The sequence below is a fragment of the Mediterranea sp. ET5 genome (assembly GCF_023337025.1).
Taxonomy (GTDB): domain Bacteria; phylum Bacteroidota; class Bacteroidia; order Bacteroidales; family Bacteroidaceae; genus Phocaeicola_A.
On the sequence record NZ_JAMBLN010000001.1, the window covers coordinates 318,470 to 336,811 of the forward strand.

Genomic DNA, 18,342 nt, shown 5'->3' on the forward strand with positions numbered 1-18,342 from the left:
ATTGAACTCAATAAGTCGGAGGGTGTGTCAGAGTGATGAACTCAGAAGGACACACCCTCCTTTGTATAGATACACGCACCATATACCTTCTTTCTTCCCAACAGATGAAAATACTCCTTGCTCTTGATTCCTTCAAAGGTTGTCTCACCTCAGAAGAGGTAGAAGACACCTTCGCACACGCTTTGGCTGCACAAGGTATGGAAACCCGCAGCTTCCCCCTGTCCGATGGAGGAGAAGGGATGCTGGAAGCCTTCGTCGCGGCACTCCACGGACACATCGTCAGCACTTCCGTCCATGACCCTCTGATGCGCAGCATCGAAGCTCCTTACGGCATTACGCCCGACGGGACCGCCATCATCGAGACGGCACGGGCATGCGGACTGACGCTGCTGTCGGCTGAAGAACGCAATCCGCTGATTGCAACAAGTTATGGGGTGGGCGAACTGATTGCAGACGCACTGCATCGCGATTGCCGCAGGTTCATCATCGGGCTGGGCGGCAGCGGAACCAGTGACGCCGGAAGAGGGATGCTCCGTGCCCTGGTCGACGCATTTGCCCAAGGTGGAACGATGGAAGAGGTGATTACACGTGACACGGCCGATTGCCGGTTTACCCTGGCATGCGATGTGCGCAATCCGCTGTATGGGAGAAACGGTGCCGCACACGTCTTCGCTCCGCAGAAGGGAGCAACTCCCGACATGGTAGAGGAACTGGACCGCCGGGCACGTCATTTTGCCGAAGAGTCGGCACGCCGGCTGGGGTGGGACATGTCTTCCCGTCCGGGTGCAGGGGCAGCCGGAGGATTGGGCTATGCCTTCATGCAGTATTTTCAGACGGATTCCCGTTCAGGAGCGGACTTGCTGCTCGATTTTATCGGGTTTGATGAAGCATTGCAAGGGGTTGACCTGGTCATTACCGGCGAAGGACATGCCGACCGACAGACACTGATGGGCAAACTTCCGGAACGTGTCCTGCAACGGGCGTTGGCACACGGTGTACCGGTCCGGTTGGTCGCCGGACGGGTGGACGACAAAGACATCCTGTCCGCTGCAGGGTTTGCCGGGGTTGATGCCATCACGCCTGACGGCATGGATACAGAGGAAGCGGTCAAGCCCGAAGTTGCCCGGCAAAACATCCGGGAATGGGTACGGCGGGAATTGGACCCGGCTCATCTGTCGTCCCAACGATAAACCGGATGGCAGGGGATTCAGACGCGGTCCGCCTCGATATAGCCGTGCATCACGGCATAGATGGCGAGTCCGGAAACAGACTTGATGCCCAGCTTCTCGGTGATGTTCTTCCGATGGGAGATGACAGTGGTCAGACTGATGTTCAGCTTCTCGGCAATTTCCTTATTTATCAAACCCTTTGTAATCAGGATGAGTACCTCTATCTCACGGGGAGACAATTCCTGAGTCTCCTCTGCCGGCACATGGGAAGGATGCGGACGGGACATTCCGTGATGCCCTCTTTTACGCAACTGCAGGACATCCTGTACCAACTGGTCCTGCGGACGACAGACATTCAGTGTAGGCACGGGAAGGGATAAATCGCCGACAGAAAGCACAATGCTCTTGGGACGCCGCTCCAGAAAGAAAGGCGTATGTTCGAAGTAAATCTGGGAAGAGACGAAATAGTGCGCATACATGTCGGGGGTGTCATCCACCAGCTGGTTGAACGACGAGAACACCCGGATGACAGCCTCGGGCAGCATTTCCTCCAGGATGGTCTGCAAGCCCAGGGCTGCCAGGGTATTTTGTTCGATGATTGCTATTTCCGATATCGGGTGATGCATACGGCTGGAATCATTTGGTTGAATTCTGGTTCAGGTAGGCGGCTACTGCTTCGGCACACCGTTCGCCGTCAATACCTGCCGACACGATGCCGCCGGCATATCCGGCCCCTTCGCCGCAAGGGAACAGTCCCTGCACACGGACATGCTGGAGGGTGTCGTTATCACGGAGGATACGCACCGGAGATGACGTACGGGTCTCCATACCTATCATGACTGCCTCATTGGTCAGGAAGCCGTGTGAAGTACGTCCGAATGTCTCAAACCCCTGACGCAGACGGGAGGTAATGAACTCCGGCATCCAGAAGTGCAGCGGAGAAGAAATCAGACCGGGACTGTAGGAAGACCGGGGCAAGTCGTAGCTCAACTTCCGGTTCACAAAGTCCACCATGCGCTGTGCCGGAGCGGTCTGCCGCATGTTGCCCTGCAGCCAGCACTGTTCCTCCAGCTGTTCCTGCAGTTCCAGCATGGACAGCGGCGTGTCGTGCAGAGGTCCGTGCACGGGCTTCAGCGTCGGGTCGTCCAGGTCTTCCGGACGGATTTCCACCACCATGCCCGAGTTGCTCCACTGCGAACCGCGGTTGGAAGGCGACATTCCGTTGACCACAATCTGGCGCGGGCCGCTGGCTGCCGGCACCACGAAACCACCGGGACACATACAGAAGCTGTATACGCCGCGACCGTCCGCCTGGGTGACAAAGCTGTACTCGGCTGCAGGCAGGTACTTTCCCCTTCCGTTCTTGTTGTGATATTGAATCTGGTCTATCAGCAGCGAGGGATGTTCCAGACGTACACCGATGGCAAGTCCCTTTGCCTCCACCTCTACCCCGTTGGCATAGAGCCAGCGATAGACGTCGCGTGCCGAATGTCCGGTAGCCAGGATGACAGGTCCCATGTATTCATGCCCGTTCTGGGTACGGATGCCACGCACCCGCCCCTCCTCGATGAGCAGCTCGTCCATGCGTGTCTCAAACCACACTTCCCCCCCGCAACGCAGGATGGTGTTGCGCATCGCCTCGATGACGGCGGGCAGCTTGTCCGTTCCGATATGCGGATGTGCATCGGCAAGAATGGATGTGCTGGCTCCATGCTGGCAGAAGACGTTGAGTATCTTCTCCACATTGCCGCGCTTCTTGCTGCGTGTGTAGAGCTTGCCGTCGGAGTAAGCCCCCGCCCCTCCTTCACCGAAGCTGTAGTTTGATTCGGGGTCCACCTTATGGTCGCGCGAGATGCGGGCAATGTCCTTCTTCCGTTCACGCACATCCTTGCCACGCTCCACCACGATGGGGCGCAGGCCCAGCTCGATGAGACGCAGGGCTGCAAACAGCCCACCCGGTCCGGCACCGACGACGACGACCTGCGGACGCCCCTTCACCTCCGGATAATGTGTCGGCACGTACGCCTCATCCTGTGGCTGTTCGTTGATGTAACAACGCACCTTCAGGTTGACGTAGATGGTCCGCTGGCGGGCATCGATGCTCCGCTTCAGGATACGCAATGCCGTGAGGGTACGTATGTCGATTCTCTTCTCACGCGCCACGTAGCGACGGATGTCGGCTTCACTGGTTGCCTGTCCGGGCAATATTCTCAATTGGTATTCTACAATCATAGTTCTTCAATTCTTCTAATTAGACACTTGACTTCTTCCGTCATCCGAAGAGGAAACGGAACGCTTCTTCCACCTTGCGCACCCCCACCAGCTCAATCTTCACCTTCGACGTGTCCAGTCCCTGCAGGTTGTGACGCGGGATGAGGATGGACTTGAAGCCCAGCTTCTCCGCCTCCGAGATGCGTTGCTCGATGCGGTTGACGGGACGGATCTCGCCCGACAGTCCCACTTCGCCTGCCATGCAGACCAGCGGCTCGATGTCGCTGTCCATGTTCGACGAGAGGATGGCACTGATGACTCCCAGGTCGATGGCGGGGTCGTTCACACGCAGTCCACCGGCGATGTTGAGGAAGACATCCTTCTGCGCCAGCTTGAACCCGACCCGCTTCTCCAACACCGCCAGGAGCATGTTCATGCGACGGATGTCAAACCCGGTGGCTGAACGTTGGGGAGTCCCGTAGGCTGCCGTACTGACCAGCGCCTGGGTCTCGATGAGGAACGGACGTACCCCCTCGATGGCGCATGCGATGGCGACTCCGCTCATCCCTTCATGGTCGGCGGAAAGGAGAAGTTCGGAGGGATTGCTCACGGGGCGCAGCCCGTCCTGCCGCATCTCGTAAATGCCCAGTTCGGCGGTACTGCCGAAGCGGTTCTTGATGCTGCGCAGGATGCGGTACATGTAGTGCTGGTCGCCCTCAAACTGAAGGACGGCATCGACGATGTGCTCGAGCACCTTCGGACCAGCGATGCTGCCTTCCTTATTAATATGTCCGATGAGGATGACGGGGGTATTGGTCTCTTTGGCAAACTTCAGGATGGAGGCGGCGCACTCGCGGACCTGTGCCACACTGCCGGGCGACGACTCGACCAGTTCGGTGGAGATGGTCTGGATGGAGTCGATAATCACCAGCTCGGGCTGTACGTTCTTGATGTGGGTAAAGATGTGTTCCAGCGACGTCTCGCAGACGATGAGACAGTCGGACGAATTATGACGGATGCGGTCGGCACGCAGCTTCAGCTGGCGGACACTCTCCTCACCCGAAACATAGAGGATGCGCCGTTCGGGCATGCGCAGGACGGTCTGCAACACCAGCGTCGACTTTCCGATGCCGGGCTCGCCGCCCAGCAACACCAGGGAGCCGGGCACCAGTCCGCCTCCTAACACCCGGTTGAGCTCATCGTCGTGCATGTCGATACGCGGCTCTTCACTGCCGACGATGTCCGACAGGACCACCGGCTTGTTGCGTTTTCCTTCCGCCGATGCCGTGAAGGCTGTGCGGTGTGAAGCGGCAGGCTCCTTGCGCACCACCTCTTCCACAAATGTATTCCATGCACCGCAAGAGGGACATTTGCCGACCCACTTGGGAGACTCCTGCCCGCAGTTGCTGCATACATAAACGGTCTTTTCCTTTGCCATATCTTTCTTTTCTCCGTCAGCTGCCTGCCGGTTCATGAGGCGACGCCTGGCGGATGTTTCGGTTCACTTTCTGCAAAGGTACAACATCAGATGCTAAAAAAAGCGATTACTTTTGCCGAAAAATCGAAAACGACATGAACTATTCGGCTTACTTATTCGACTTTGACTATACGCTGGCAGACTCCTCGACCGGCATTGTGAAATGTTTTCGCATCGTACTGGAACGACACGGCTTCCCATCCGTCAGTGAGGAAGCCATCCGCCGCACCATCGGAAAGACCCTGGAAGAGTCGTTCGCCATCCTCACCGGCGAACACGATGCACAGACGCTGAAGGAGTGGCGGAGCGAATATACCACGGAAGCCAACCGATACATGAACGTCAACACGCGGCTTTACCCGGACACGCTGGACACCTTGAGGCGGCTCAAGGCTGACGGGGCACGCATCGGCATCATCTCCACCAAGTACCGGTACCGCATCCTGGACTTCTTCAGCGACAAGGTGGAACCGGACTTCATCGACCTCGTCGTCGGTGGGGAAGACGTGACACACGCCAAGCCACACCCCGAGGGACTGCTTGCCGCCATGGACCAACTGGGAGTAACCCCTTCCCAAGTGCTCTATGTGGGCGACAGCACGGTCGATGCCCTCACGGCACAAGCCGCAGGTACCGACTTTGCGGGAGTACTGACAGGCGCAACCACCCGTCAGGAGCTGGAAGCGTATCCCCACATACGGCTCATGAACTCGCTGGCAGAGCTGATGGAGCCGTGAGGCGGTCAACGGTCCGTCACCCGCAATTGCCAGAACGCCACGGCTGAGGCTGCCGCGACATTGAGCGAATCGACTCCGTGTGCCATCGGGATGCGCACGACATAGTCGGCTTCGGCAATTGCCTCGCGGGAGAGTCCGTCCCCTTCCGTCCCCATGACAATCGCCAGGCGTTGCTCGGCAGCAAGGCGTGGGTCATCCAGCGAGATGGAGTTGTCGGTCAGCGCCATCGCCGCCGTGCGGAATCCCAACCGGTGAAGTTCGGAGGGAGAACCGTCGAGCCAGGTCCACGGCACCAGGAAGACAGAACCCATCGACACCCGGACTGCCCGTCGGTTGAGAGGGTCGCACGAGGAAGGGGTCAGCAGAACGGCGTCCATCCCCAACGCGGCTGCCGAACGGAAAATCGCCCCGATGTTGGTCGTGTCGACTACCCCGTCGATGACCACCACCCGGCGTGCTCCCCGGCAGACCTCGTCCAAGCTGCGCGGTTGCGGACGACGCATGGCGCACAGCACGCCCCGCGTCAGTACATACCCCGTCAGCCGGGCCAGCAGCTCGCGGTCTCCCGTATAGACCGGGATGTCCCCGCAACGCGCCACAATGTCGGCGGCATCACCCGCCAGATGACGGCGCTCACAGAGCAATGCCAGCGGTTCGTAACCAGCCTCCAGCGCCACCCGGATGACTTTCGGGCTCTCAGCGATGAAGATGCCCTTGCCGGGCTCCAGACGGTTGCGCAGCTGCGCTTCGGTCAGTGTGCTGAACACGTCCACTCCGGGATGGTCCAACGTGTTTATCTCCAGTATCGGCATACGTTTCTTTCTTCCTGTTCAACATTCACGGGCGCAAATGTAGCTATTTTTCCTGCCCCTCCCTTCCGCCCGACGCGGGAAAGCACTACTTTTGTTCCATCAACCATCCTTTTACCCGCTCATGAAAGCATACACTTACATCGGACCGGGGCGTTTCGGACTGACCGACAAGCCCCGTCCCACCCTGCTCCATCCGCGCGACGCCATCGTCCGTGTGACCTGTAGCAGCATCTGTACCAGCGACCTGCACATCAAACATGGCAGCGTTCCCCGCGCCGTGCCCGGCATCACCGTAGGGCATGAGATGGTAGGTGTGGTCGAAGAGACCGGCACCGCCATCCACCACCTCCGTCCCGGCGACCGTGTGGCGGTCAATGTAGAGACATTCTGCGGCGAATGCTTCTTCTGCCGTCACGGCTATGTGAATAATTGTACCGACCCCGACGGGGGCTGGGCACTCGGATGCCGCATCGACGGCGGACAAGCGCCTTACGTCCGTGTCCCCTGTGCCGACCAGGGGCTGACACCTATCCCTGACGGCGTGAGCGACGACGCGGCACTGTTTGTGGGCGATGTGCTTGCCACCGGTTTCTGGGCAGCCCGCATCGAAGAGGCATACCGGCTGTTCGAGAGCAAGGCGGACGGCGTCCTGAAAATAGCCATCGACATGTGAGAAGCCCTGGATAAGATTTAAACCCGGCGACACGGGAACACAGCGTTTCGGGATATGCCCGGACAGGCAATCCGTCTCGCTGTGCCTCTGTGTCCCGGACTATCCGTATTGTTAATTAATTCAAACGCTCTCTCTTTTCAACGACACAGAATATCCCCTCGCTCATTATATTACCTACATTTGCCGCCAGGAGAATTAATCATTGTTTAGTGAAAGCAAAAGCTTTCAACAGACCATAAACCTAAAGTATCATGAAGAAATTGTTTATTGCTTTTATCTGCACCCTATTCGCCATGAATATCAGTGCACAAGTAAGTGTAGAAGAACCAGAGTTTGCAGAACAGACCCTACTCTTAACATCAGACAGTCAAGGAGTACTCTTGAGTCGAGAAAATGCAACCATCAAGACAAAGGCCGGTGCCAGCCTTTATCTCACAGGTATTGGTAAAGTAAAATCGCGTCTGACCTTGAAAGGAATCAAATCAACCAGTAAAGTGACAGGGAACATTGGAACAACTAAGATTATCATCAAGGCAAAAGACAACGACACTGACCCCAATTCGTTCATCAGCATCTTCAAATTCGAAATCAAAGGTAAAGAACGTCGTTACCAACTGGCAGAGGCGGGAACACTGTCAAAAACAGAAACCAACAACCTTGCCACCATTGAATACAACGCTTCCAAGTATGGGCAAAGCTCGTACCTCATTGTCCTAAACGATCTTGAACCGGGTGAATATGGCATCATCATGGGAGACCCCAATAATACCAATACAAAAAATGGTTTAAAAGTAACCACCTTTAGCGTAGTAGAATAATTACAGGTCCGGATAATCATCTCATCTCCATCACCGTCCGGACCCAATCGGCAAGCTGTGCGACGGAAAACCTCCCTTCCAGTTGCACGGCTTGCTTCGTTTATACTCTCAGAAGCGGATGTCCACTCCACCCATGAAGATCGCCCGCGGCATGGGGTAGCCCTGCATGACCTCATAGCGTTGTGCCAGCAGGTTCTCCCCCTTCACATAGAGGGAGGCAAAGCGGCAGAGGCGGTAGGAAGCGCGCGCATTCCACAGCACGAAGTCTTCCGTCGTGCCTGAACCGGACGTGGAGGTGTACAGGTCCTTGACGTACTGCACACCGGTCGCCACATTCCATCGTCCGTCGCGGAAGGTGATGCCGGCATAGAGCTTATGTTCCGGGGCGGCAAGCACGGGGTGCTCCATGTGCAGCCAGCTGTAGTTGGCATCGACGTCCCAGTGTGCGTCCAGGCGGTAGGCGGACGTCAGCTCCACGCCCCAGTTCTCTATCTCGCCGGAGTTGAAATAGCGGGGGACTGTCGGGTCGAGCAGGATGGTGTTGTCTCCTTTGATATAGTACAGGTTGGCACCGTAGGACAGACGTCCGCCAAGCAGCCGCTGCGTGAAGGAGAGCTCGTAGTTCATCAGACGCTCGGCCTTCAGGTCCGGGTTGCGCGGGTTGAACATGTACATCTCGCGGATGGTCGGGTTGCGGAAGCCCTTGCTCACCATGGCACGCAGTTCCGCCTGCCGCGGCAGGTGGAAGGCAAGTCCGCCCTGTGGCACCAGCTCCGTGCCGACATGCGAATGGTGGTCCACACGCAGACCGACGTTGAGCGAAAGCCAATCGCCGAGCGACTGACGGAAGTCGGCGTAACCGGCAAACTCATCCTGCTTCTTGTCCACACCGGGACGCTTCTCACCCGTGGCAAGTACCTTGTTCCAGGACTCTCCGCCGAAGTGCTGGTAGTCGAAGCCCAGCGTCAGCCGGTTGCCGGCAAAGAGGGTCGCGCTCTGATACCACGACACCCCCATCATGAGGTCCTTGGAGTGGAAACGGTAGTCGCGTGGAGTGCCTCCGGGACTGTATCCGTCGTCGATGCGGTGGTTGCCCCAGTTGTAGAAGAAGCTCAGGGCACCCGACGTCCGGTCGTAGTTGTTCTGCAGGGCGACGGACGTCATGCCGCGCGTGATGTGCGAATCATTGTCCACCAGCGGCGCACTCACCGGACCGGGATTGGAGGCGTTGAAGTGGGTGACGTTCACGTCGGCATACGCTTTCCAGTGCGGGGTGAAGTCGTAGCCCAACTTGGCATAGCCCCCTGCCTGTTCGAAGCCGAGGTCGGCGCGGTGTCCGTCCGTCCGGTTATAGGAAGCCGCAACGATGCCCGAGAAGCGTCCCCGGCGCAGGAGGTGGGTAGCCTCCGTCTGCAAGGTGCCGTACGAGCCTCCTCCCAGCCGGATGTGGGTGTATCCTCCGTCAGCCTGCTGCTGCCGCGTGACGATGTTGAGCACCCCGCCCATGGCATTGGAACCGTAGAGCACCGACGCGGGACCGCGCAGGACCTCCACCCGCTCGGCAAGCATCGTCTGATAAGCATCGGCGATGGGATGCCCGAAGAGACCCATGTACTGCGGATGTCCGTCGATGAGCACGAGCATCTGCGACGTACCCCCGATGCCACGCACGGTGATGCTTCCGGCTGCCCCGGTCGAGACGCCATAGCCCATCAGGCTGCGGCTCGTGGTGAAGAGTCCCGGCACCTGCTCGTTGAGTAGCGGCAGGATGGAGGGTTCGTAGCGCTCCTCCAGCTGACGGCGGTCGATGACGGAGAGGGTCATGGGCAGATGGCGCACGTCGGTGGCATTGCGTGTCCCGGTGACCACGACCTCGCGGAGGGCACGGTCCCGCAGGGTGGAGTCGGCAGGCAGCGTCTGTGCCGACAGTCCTGCCGACACGGTCAGCAGGAACGGGGAAAAAAGGTATTTCTGAAGGTTTGTCATGTATCTCTCTTGGTTTGTCCGGCTGCAAAGGTAACTGCCTGCCGCCACAATCGGGGTAGACGGATTACCGCAGTTACTACCCGAATTACGGAACACCGCGCCCCTCCCCGTCCCTCCGTTCCGTAACCCGGGTTGCAACATCCGTAATAAAGGTTATGCGTGTTCCCGACCTATCCACTACTTTTGCAGACGAAAGAAAACCCTAACGAGTTGACGATTACGCTCCACCTATGGAAGATAAGAACCACACACTGGACCTCAAAAGTGTATACGACTGCAACCGCTGCCTGGGATGCCGGACCCTCCATCCGCAGGCGACGCTCATCAACCTGGAGAACCCGGAGCTGGGGTGCGACGCCGTGAAGTTCGAGTTCTATGCCATCCTGCTCATCGAGGAGTGCCCCGACGGATGCCACTGCTGCGGACGGAAGTACGACGACTTCTCCACCGCCACCATGGTGTTCCTCACACCGGGAGCCATCTTCCGCATGACCACCGACAACACCCTGCCCGACAAAGGGTGGCTGCTGGCGTTCCACCCCGACCTGCTGTTCCGCACGACGCTGGACAACCACATCCGCAACTACACCTTCTTCGGCTACCGCAAGGAGGAGGCGCTCCACCTGTCGCAACGCGAGACTGCCACGGTGACCTGCTGCCTGGAGCACATCGAGGAGGAACTGCACCACCCCATCGACACCCATACGCGCACCATCCTCTCCCGCCACATCGAGCTGCTGCTGGACTACTGCACACGGTTCTACGAACGTCAGTTCATCACCCGCGAGAACAAGAACAAGGCACTCCTGAGCCGGGCGAACAGACTGCTCGACACCTACCTGACGTCCGGCAGGCTGGAGGGCGGCAGGCTGCCCACGACCGCCTCGTTTGCCACGGAACTGGGACTCTCGGCTGCCTACTTCGAGGACCTGCTGAAGTTCGAGACCGGCAAGACGCCCGACGAATGCTTCCAGCTCAAACGTCTGAAGATGGCGAAGCACCTGCTGCAGGACCCCGCCCACACCCCTGCGTTCGTGGCGCGCCGGCTGGGCTACCCGAGCGTGCAGTCGTTCAGCCTGCTCTTCAAGCGGTTCACGGGTGTGTCGCCCGGCGAGTACCGCCTCGGGGCCAGCTGACACACGGACGGGGACGGACGGCATTCATGTACGGCACAGACGCGACTAACCCCGGGCCTGTACGGACCAAAGTATTATACTTAGCCCCCCTAAGTATTATACTTTGGCAGCCTAAGTATAATACTTTGGTCTGTCTATCCCCCACATGTACGACGTCTACCCCCTACAGGCACGACGTTCATCCGCCGCATGTACCGCGCTCCTCCCCGTCGGGTGGACGGACTCATTTCACCGTTTGGCGCAATTGATGTATCTTTGCGCCGCCTAAGAACCCTATAACATAAAAAAACAAGCACTATGAAAGTTCTGTTAATCAATGGTAGTCCTCACCGTGAGGGCAATACCTTCATCGCCTTGCCCGAGGTGGCACGCGTCCCGGAGACACCCCCACACGGCTCATCCGGGAGACAGACCCTGAACCTGAAACTGACTTTAAGGAACCCAAAGACTTCTCATGAAACAACAAACAGAAAAGGCTGAAGCCCTGTTGGCCCTCATCCGCGAAGGCAAGTCACTGACGTTCGGCCAGCAGCTCAAGCTGACCGCCCAGCTGAGTATCCCTTCCATCGTGGCACAGCTCTCCAGCATCGTCATGCAGTACATCGACGCCTCCATGGTGGGCAGTCTCGGTGCCGACGCCTCGGCATCCATCGGACTGGTATCCACCACGACGTGGCTCTTCGGCGGACTCTGCATGGCAGCCACGGCAGGCTTCTCCGTCCAGGTCGCCCACCGCATCGGGGCGAACGACTTCACCGAGGCACGTGCCGTGCTGCGTCAGGGTCTGGTTGCCATCGGGCTGTTCGGACTGACGCTTGCCCTCATCGGCGTCTCCATCAGCGGCTTCCTGCCCGGGTGGCTGGGCGGCGACGAAGTAATCCGCCGGGATGCCTCGCTCTACTTCTTCATCTATGCCCTCTTCCTGCCCGTGCTCCAGATGAACTTCCTCGCCGGGAGCATGCTGCGTTGCAGCGGGAACATGCACATGCCCAGCCTTGCCGGCGTGCTAATGTGCGTGCTCGACGTCATCTTCAACTTCTTCCTCATCTTCCCCTCGCGGGACATCCGGCTGGGCAGCTTCACGCTCTTCATGCCGGGCGCAGGACTGGGCGTCGAGGGAGCCGCCCTGGGAACGGTCCTTGCCGAGACCATTGCCGCCGGGTTGCTGCTCTGGTTCCTGCTCACCCGCTCTCCCCAGCTCCGGCTGACGAAGGAACACGGACGCTTCCGCCCCACTGCCGCCACTCTCAGGAAGGCTTTGCACATCGGTCTGCCGATGGGCATCGAGCATGCGGTCATCTGCGGCGCCCAAATCATGACCACGGTCATCGTGGCTCCGCTGGGCATCTTCGCCATTGCCGCCAACTCGTTTGCCATCACCGCCGAGAGCCTCTGCTACATGCCCGGCTACGGTATAGCCGACGCCGCGACCACCCTCGTGGGGCAGAGCATGGGAGCAGGCCGACGGGACCTGACGCGCCGGTTCGCCTACATCACGGTCTTCATGGGCATGCTCATCATGGGTCTCATGGGAGTCATTATGTACGTTGCCGCCCCGCAAATCATCGGTGTCATGACTCCCGTCGACGAAATCCGCGAGCTGGGCGTCATGGCGCTCCGCATCGAGGCATTTGCCGAACCGATGTTCGCGGCAGCCATCGTCGCCTACGGCGTGTTCGTGGGTGCGGCAAGCACGCTCATCCCCTGCCTGATGAACTTCTTCAGCATCTGGGCGGTGCGTCTGTCGCTCGCAGCCCTGCTCGCCCCGACCCTGGGACTGAAGGGCGTCTGGATAGCCATGTGCGTGGAGCTGTGCTTCCGGGGAGTCATCTTCCTCATCCGCCTGTTCCGCGGCAAGTGGCTCAAGACCATCCGGTAGCCTTCGGGTGATGACCGACGGCATCATCCGTAATCCAGGTTACAACAACCGTAATTTATCTACAAGGAGAATAACAACCGCTTTGTACTTTTGCATCGTGAACGAAGCCCCGGAAGGGAAACCTTCCCGGCATCCGTCGGGATGCCCGCAAAGCGCAACGAATCATCAACTAATATATTATTGTGTATGAAAGAGATCAAGAATAAGGAGTTCGGAGGCGAACGTCCCCTGTTTGCCTCGCACGACCTCCATTTGGACAACGTCATCATCCGCGTCGGCGAATCCGCCATCAAAGAGTGTAGCAACATCATAGCCACCAACTGTACGTTTGAAGGGAACTACCCGTTCTGGCATGTGCACGGGTTCACCATCGACCGCTGCTTCTTCGACGTCGGCGGACGTTCGGCACTGTGGTATTCCGACCACCTGAAGATGACCGACACACGCATCGATGCCCCGAAGATGTTCCGCGAGATGGACGACATCGAGATAGAGAATGTGGTGATGAACGACGCCGACGAAGTGTTCTGGCGTTGCAACCGCCTCCACATCAAGAACCTCAAGCTCCACGACGGCACCTACCCCTTCATGTTCAGCAACGACATCTACGTCGACGGACTGGAGAGTGACAGCAAGTATGTGTTCCAGTATGTGAAGAACGTCGAAATCCACAACGCCCGGATTACGACCAAGGATGCGTTCTGGGAGGTGGAGAACGTCACCATCTATGACTCCGAGCTGAACGGCGAGTACCTCGGCTGGCACTCACGCAACCTGCGCCTGGTCAACTGCCACATCACCGGCGAGCAACCGCTCTGCTACGCACAGGACCTCGTGCTGGAGAACTGCACCTTCGGTCCCGACTGCGACCGCGCCTTCGAGTACAGCACCGTGAAGGCCGACATCCGCGGCGCCATCACGAACATCAAGAACCCGACGTCGGGACACATCGTGGCGGACTCCATCGGCTCCATCACCCTCGACGAGAACATCAAGGCTCCCGCCGACTGCGTCATCGAAGAGAGAGGAGGCAGCCATGCGGTATGACTTCGACGAGATAATCCCGCGCCGGAACACCAACTCCTACAAGTGGGACAGTGCGGCGGATGCCGACGTCCTCCCCTTGTGGGTGGCTGACATGGACTTCCGCACGGCAGCCCCCATCGTAGAGGCGCTGCAACGGCGCGTCGCCCACGGCATCTTCGGCTACACACGGGTACCGGACGCCTACTACGATGCCGTCACGGACTGGTTCGCCCGCCGTCACGGCTGGACCATCCGACGCGACTGGATGATTTACACCTCGGGAGTGGTGCCTGCCCTCTCTGCCGTCATCAAGGCACTGACCGTGCCCGGCGACAAGGTGCTGGTGCAGACTCCGGTCTACAACTGCTTCTTCTCCTCCATCCGCAACAACGGATGCGGGATGGTCAGCAGTCCCCTGACATACGAGGACCGGACGTACCGCATGGACTTCGAGGACCTGGAACGGAAGGCAGCCGACGAGCGGGTCAAGGTGATGCTGCTCTGCAATCCCCACAACCCTGCCGGACGTGTCTGGACCCGCGAAGAGCTGACCCGTCTGGGTGACATCTGCCTCCGCCACGGGGTCACGGTCGTCTCGGATGAGATTCACTGCGAGCTGGTCTACCCGGGACATACCTATACACCGTTCGCCTCCCTGTCGGAGGAATTCCGGCAGCACTCGGTGACGTGTGTGTCGCCCAGCAAATCGTTCAACATGGCGGGTCTGCAGATTGCCACCATCGTAGCTGCCGACGACGACATGCGCCGACGCATCGACAAGGCAATCAACATCAACGAGGTGTGCGACGTCAATCCCTTCGGCGTACTCGCCACCATCGCCGCCTACAACGAGGGCGAGGAATGGCTCACCCAGCTCCTTGCCTACCTGCATGCCAACTACCGCTACATGCAGGCTTACTGCGAGGAGCATCTGCCCGACTTCCCCCTCACCCGCCTCGAAGGCACCTACCTGGTGTGGATGGACACCCGTGCGCTCCGTCAGCCGTCGGAGGAACTGGAACACCGCCTCACACAGGAGGCGCGGCTCTGGCTCAATGCAGGCACGATGTACGGTGCCGAAGGGGAAGGCTTCATGCGGTGGAACATCGCCTGCCCGAAGTCCGTACTCCATGAGGGACTTGAGCGCTTCCGGCAGTATGCAGAGGCACACAGACAGCACACGTAAACAACTCAAGTCATACGCCTAACGGCATTCAAACAGCATTCAAACTGTATTTAAAGCGAGCGAGGGCGTGTCCGGCTGTTGACCGGCACGCCCTCGCTTCATAGTATCTGTATGAGTTTCTTTCCGCTTACACTTTCCGTCGGAAGGTACGGAACCCGTAGGCTGCCACCACGATGAAGCAAATCAGCGGAAGCACAAAGGACAGGTTGACTGCCGGGAAGCCTCCCACACTGCCCAAGTCGATGATGGAAGCCTGCACCGGGGGAAGTACCGAACCTCCCAGAATCGCCATAATCAGTCCGGCAGCTCCGAACTTGGCATCATCGCCCAGACCTTCGAGGGCAATGCCGTAAATGGTGGGGAACATCAGCGACATGCAGCCCGACACGCCCACCAGGCAGTAGACTCCGTAACGGTTCTCCAGTCCGATGACTCCCAGCGTGAAGAAGCCGGCACAGATGGCAAGAATCATCAGCAGCTGCCCCGGATTCATGTAACGCAGGATGAAGGTACAGATGAAGCGGCTGCAGCAGAACAGCACCATGGCATAGATGTTATAACGCTGCGACAGCACTTCCGCCGACCGCTCGTCCATGCCTTCGAGCATGAAGTAATGCGTGCCGTACTGGATGATGAACGTCCAGCACATAATCTGTGCACCCACATAGAAGAACTGGGCTATCACCCCCTCGCGGTAACGGGGCAGGTGGATGAGCCGCTTCATGGTGGCACCGAAACGGATGTCGTGCGACTGGTCGCCGTTCTTCGGCATCTTGGTGAAACGGATGATGAGGAACATCAGCAGGATGACGGCAGCAATGGCGACGTAAGGCGTGATGAGCACCGAGAGGTCCGCCTCCTTCAATGCCTCAAACTCGGCATCGTTGAGTTGGGCACGGGCATCGCTGTCCATCGGGTTCAGCCGCGCCTGGATGAAGTTCATCGCCACATACATACCCAGCAGGGAGCCCATCGGATTGAACGACTGAGCCAGGTTCAGCCGTCGGGTGGCAGTCTCCTCCGTACCCATGGAGAGAATGTAGGGATTGGCACTCGTCTCCAGGAACGACAGTCCGCACGTCAGGATGAAATAGGCCAACAGGAAGTAGGCATACTCACCCAGCATCTTGGCAGGCAGGAAGAGGAAGGCGCCGACGGCATACAGCCCCAGCCCCAGCAGGATGCCCGCCTTGTAGGAATAACGCCGGATGAAAATGGCGGCAGGGAATGCCATGGCGAAGTAGCCTCCGTAGAACGCCACCTGTACCAACGCACCGTCGGTCACACTCATGCGGAAAATCTTGGAGAAGGCTTTCACCATCGGATTGGTGATGTCGTTGGCAAAGCCCCACAAGGCAAAGCACGACGTGATGAGGATGAAGGGAAGCACGAAGCTCACCCCATCCTTGTGAAGGATAGATGTTTTTTTCGAGGGCTCCATAGCAGTTCAGGTTTTATTTGTACAACGGACCGTAGGCGGCGCAGGCGCGGTAGTCGGCACCTTCCTTGTCCATGCCGAATGCGTTCCAGGCTGCCGGACGGAATATCTTGTCCTCTTCCACGTTGTGCATGCATACGGGTATGCGGAGCATGGAAGCCAGCGTAATCAAATCCTGACCGATGTGCCCGTAGCTGATGGCACCGTGGTTGGCACCCCAGTTGTTCATGACGGAATAGACATCGCGGAAGGCAGGCTTGTCACACAGACGCGGTACGAACCAGGTCGTCGGCCAGGTCGGGTCGGTACGCTTGTCGAGCACCGCGTGGATTTCCGGGTCGATGTCCACGGTCCATCCTTCGGCAATCTGAAGCACGGGACCCAGTCCCTTCACCAGATTCAGACGACTCATGGTCACCGGCATGCCGCCGCGACTCAGGAAGTTCGACGAGAAGCCTCCGCCACGGAAATAGTCGCGGTTGGCAGGACGCCAGGTCGTGGCTGCCAGACAGGCCTCCACGTCTTTCTCGTTGATGTCCCACGGCTGTTTCATCACGGGGTTGCCTTCCGCGTCACACTGACGACCGGTGCCGTCGAGCGTAGTGGCTCCGGAGTTGATGAGGTGGATGATGCCTCCGGCAGCCCGTCCGGTCAGCTCCTTGCCGGTGACACGCTTCACGGCTTCGGGGCTCCAGTAGGTGCGCACGTCGGAGAAGATTTGTCCCGTGTTGGTCAGCAGGTGACCGAACAACATGGCGATGCCGTTGCAGCAGTCGTTCTCCGTAGCTACCACGAAGGCTTCGCGGATGCCGTTCCAGTCAAACGAGGAGTTGAGCAGCGACTCCGAGAAGTCACCGTTGGGCTTGAAGTCCGTCCACTGGCGTTGTCCCTGGAATCCGGCAGCGATGGCATTGTGTCCCAGCGCCTCTTCCTTGAAGCCCGCCTCACGCAGCCGCGGATTGCCACGCATCAGGTCGCGCATGATGATGGTCATCTTCACCACGAACTCCCAGTCGGCATCTTTCTCGGCACGGTTCTTCTTCTTCTCGTCGCGGTTGCCGATGTCCTCGCCTTCATTGGGCTTGCAGTATTTCTCGGTCCATGCCATCGCCTTGGCAAACTCTTCCTTGTCATAGATGCCCTCCTCGATGCGGCGGAGAATCTCAGTCAGGTCAACCGACTCGGCACGGATGCCCAAGTACTCCTGCAGGAAGTCCGGGTTGACAATGGAGCCGGCGATACCCATGGCGACACTTCCCATCGACAAGTAGGACTTGCCACGCATCGTCGCCACAGCCTGTGCGGCACGAGCAAAGCGGAGCAACTTCTCGGCTACGTCGGCAGGGATGGTATTGTCTGCCAGGTCCTGCACGTCATGTCCGTAAATGCCGAATGCCGGCAATCCCTTCTGTGCATGGGCGGCAAGCACGGCAGCCAGATAGACGGCTCCCGGACGTTCGGTTCCGTTGAATCCCCATACGGCTTTCGGATAATAAGGGTTCATGTCCATCGTCTCCGAACCGTAACACCAGCACGAGGTCACGGTGATGGTGGCACCCACTCCCTCACGCTCGAACTTCTCGGCGCAGGCAGCAGCCTCGGCCACACGTCCGATGGTGCTGTCGGAAATGACGCACTCCACGGGCGAGCCGTCGCCATTCTTCAGATTATTGGTAATCAACTCTGCCACTGCCTTTGCCAGGCACATGGTCTTCTCTTCCAGACTTTCACGGATACCGCCTTGACGACCGTCGATGGTCGGGCGGATTCCAATTTTAGGGTACTTGTTCATTG

General features: G+C 58.7%; 14 protein-coding genes and 2 pseudogenes. 9 read left to right on the forward strand and 7 right to left on the reverse strand.

The window, feature by feature from the left end; genetic code table 11:
* The first annotated feature begins 104 nt into the window (after positions 1-104).
* Positions 105-1,190, forward strand: a complete 1,086-nt coding sequence (locus M3087_RS01250) for a glycerate kinase (RefSeq protein ID WP_249093153.1) — start codon at positions 105-107, stop codon at positions 1,188-1,190.
* 17 nt (positions 1,191-1,207) lie between these two features.
* Here M3087_RS01250 and M3087_RS01255 read toward each other — a convergent pair whose 3' ends face one another.
* The 3 genes from M3087_RS01255 to radA are packed head-to-tail and all read right to left on the reverse strand — an operon-like array spanning position 1,208 to position 4,818.
* A complete protein-coding gene (locus tag M3087_RS01255; RefSeq protein WP_249093155.1) occupies positions 1,208-1,795 on the reverse strand; it encodes a helix-turn-helix transcriptional regulator in 588 nt (195 codons plus the stop codon).
* Positions 1,796-1,805: 10 nt separating this feature from the next.
* Complete coding sequence (locus M3087_RS01260) at positions 1,806-3,401, reverse strand: NAD(P)/FAD-dependent oxidoreductase (RefSeq protein WP_022385561.1); 1,596 nt, start codon at positions 3,399-3,401, stop codon at positions 1,806-1,808.
* Between the two features lie 40 nt (positions 3,402-3,441).
* On the reverse strand, positions 3,442-4,818 hold the full coding sequence (gene radA, locus M3087_RS01265) for a DNA repair protein RadA (protein WP_249093156.1): 1,377 nt from the start codon (positions 4,816-4,818) through the stop codon (positions 3,442-3,444).
* Positions 4,819-4,952: 134 nt separating this feature from the next.
* On the opposite strand from radA, the gene M3087_RS01270 reads away from it, so the two are divergent.
* Positions 4,953-5,594, forward strand: coding sequence for an HAD family hydrolase (locus tag M3087_RS01270; protein ID WP_249093158.1), 642 nt, complete (start codon positions 4,953-4,955; stop codon positions 5,592-5,594).
* Positions 5,595-5,599: 5 nt separating this feature from the next.
* On the opposite strand, the gene M3087_RS01275 is transcribed toward M3087_RS01270, so the two are convergent.
* The gene (locus tag M3087_RS01275; RefSeq protein ID WP_249093160.1) at positions 5,600-6,406 is read right to left on the reverse strand and encodes a TrmH family RNA methyltransferase; all 807 of its coding nucleotides are present in this window, start codon (positions 6,404-6,406) and stop codon (positions 5,600-5,602) included.
* Positions 6,407-6,527: 121 nt separating this feature from the next.
* Here M3087_RS01275 and M3087_RS01280 point away from each other — a divergent pair.
* Positions 6,528-7,019: pseudogene (locus M3087_RS01280) on the forward strand (alcohol dehydrogenase catalytic domain-containing protein); the annotation flags it as partial.
* A gap of 311 nt (positions 7,020-7,330) precedes the next feature.
* Positions 7,331-7,897 (forward strand): hypothetical protein, encoded by a 567-nt coding sequence (locus tag M3087_RS01285; protein ID WP_249093162.1) that lies wholly within the window; start codon positions 7,331-7,333, stop codon positions 7,895-7,897.
* A gap of 108 nt (positions 7,898-8,005) precedes the next feature.
* Here M3087_RS01285 and M3087_RS01290 read toward each other — a convergent pair whose 3' ends face one another.
* Entirely contained in the window at positions 8,006-9,883 is a 1,878-nt protein-coding gene (locus M3087_RS01290; RefSeq protein WP_249093164.1) for a TonB-dependent receptor plug domain-containing protein, read from the reverse strand.
* A 230-nt stretch (positions 9,884-10,113) separates the two neighbouring features.
* Between M3087_RS01290 and M3087_RS01295 the strand changes: the two genes are divergently transcribed.
* The 5 genes and pseudogenes from M3087_RS01295 to M3087_RS01315 all read left to right on the forward strand — a co-directional run bounded on the left by M3087_RS01295 (position 10,114) and on the right by M3087_RS01315 (position 15,110).
* The gene (locus tag M3087_RS01295; protein WP_249093166.1) at positions 10,114-11,019 is read left to right on the forward strand and encodes a helix-turn-helix domain-containing protein; all 906 of its coding nucleotides are present in this window, start codon (positions 10,114-10,116) and stop codon (positions 11,017-11,019) included.
* Between the two features lie 297 nt (positions 11,020-11,316).
* A pseudogene (locus M3087_RS14360) lies at positions 11,317-11,400 on the forward strand (flavodoxin family protein); the annotation flags it as partial.
* 73 nt (positions 11,401-11,473) lie between these two features.
* A complete protein-coding gene (locus M3087_RS01305; protein ID WP_249093170.1) occupies positions 11,474-12,898 on the forward strand; it encodes an MATE family efflux transporter in 1,425 nt (474 codons plus the stop codon).
* Between the two features lie 186 nt (positions 12,899-13,084).
* A complete protein-coding gene (locus M3087_RS01310) occupies positions 13,085-13,945 on the forward strand; it encodes a DUF3737 family protein (RefSeq protein WP_249093172.1) in 861 nt (286 codons plus the stop codon).
* Complete coding sequence (locus M3087_RS01315) at positions 13,935-15,110, forward strand: MalY/PatB family protein (RefSeq protein WP_022385572.1); 1,176 nt, start codon at positions 13,935-13,937, stop codon at positions 15,108-15,110. Before M3087_RS01310 ends, M3087_RS01315 begins: the two co-directional genes overlap by 11 nt.
* A 127-nt stretch (positions 15,111-15,237) precedes the next feature.
* Here M3087_RS01315 and fucP read toward each other — a convergent pair whose 3' ends face one another.
* Both fucP and fucI read right to left on the reverse strand, forming a co-directional pair.
* Complete coding sequence (gene fucP / locus M3087_RS01320; RefSeq protein ID WP_249093175.1) at positions 15,238-16,551, reverse strand: L-fucose:H+ symporter permease; 1,314 nt, start codon at positions 16,549-16,551, stop codon at positions 15,238-15,240.
* Between the two features lie 13 nt (positions 16,552-16,564).
* On the reverse strand, positions 16,565-18,340 hold the full coding sequence (gene fucI / locus M3087_RS01325; RefSeq protein WP_022385574.1) for an L-fucose isomerase: 1,776 nt from the start codon (positions 18,338-18,340) through the stop codon (positions 16,565-16,567).
* Positions 18,341-18,342: the final 2 nt, after the last annotated feature.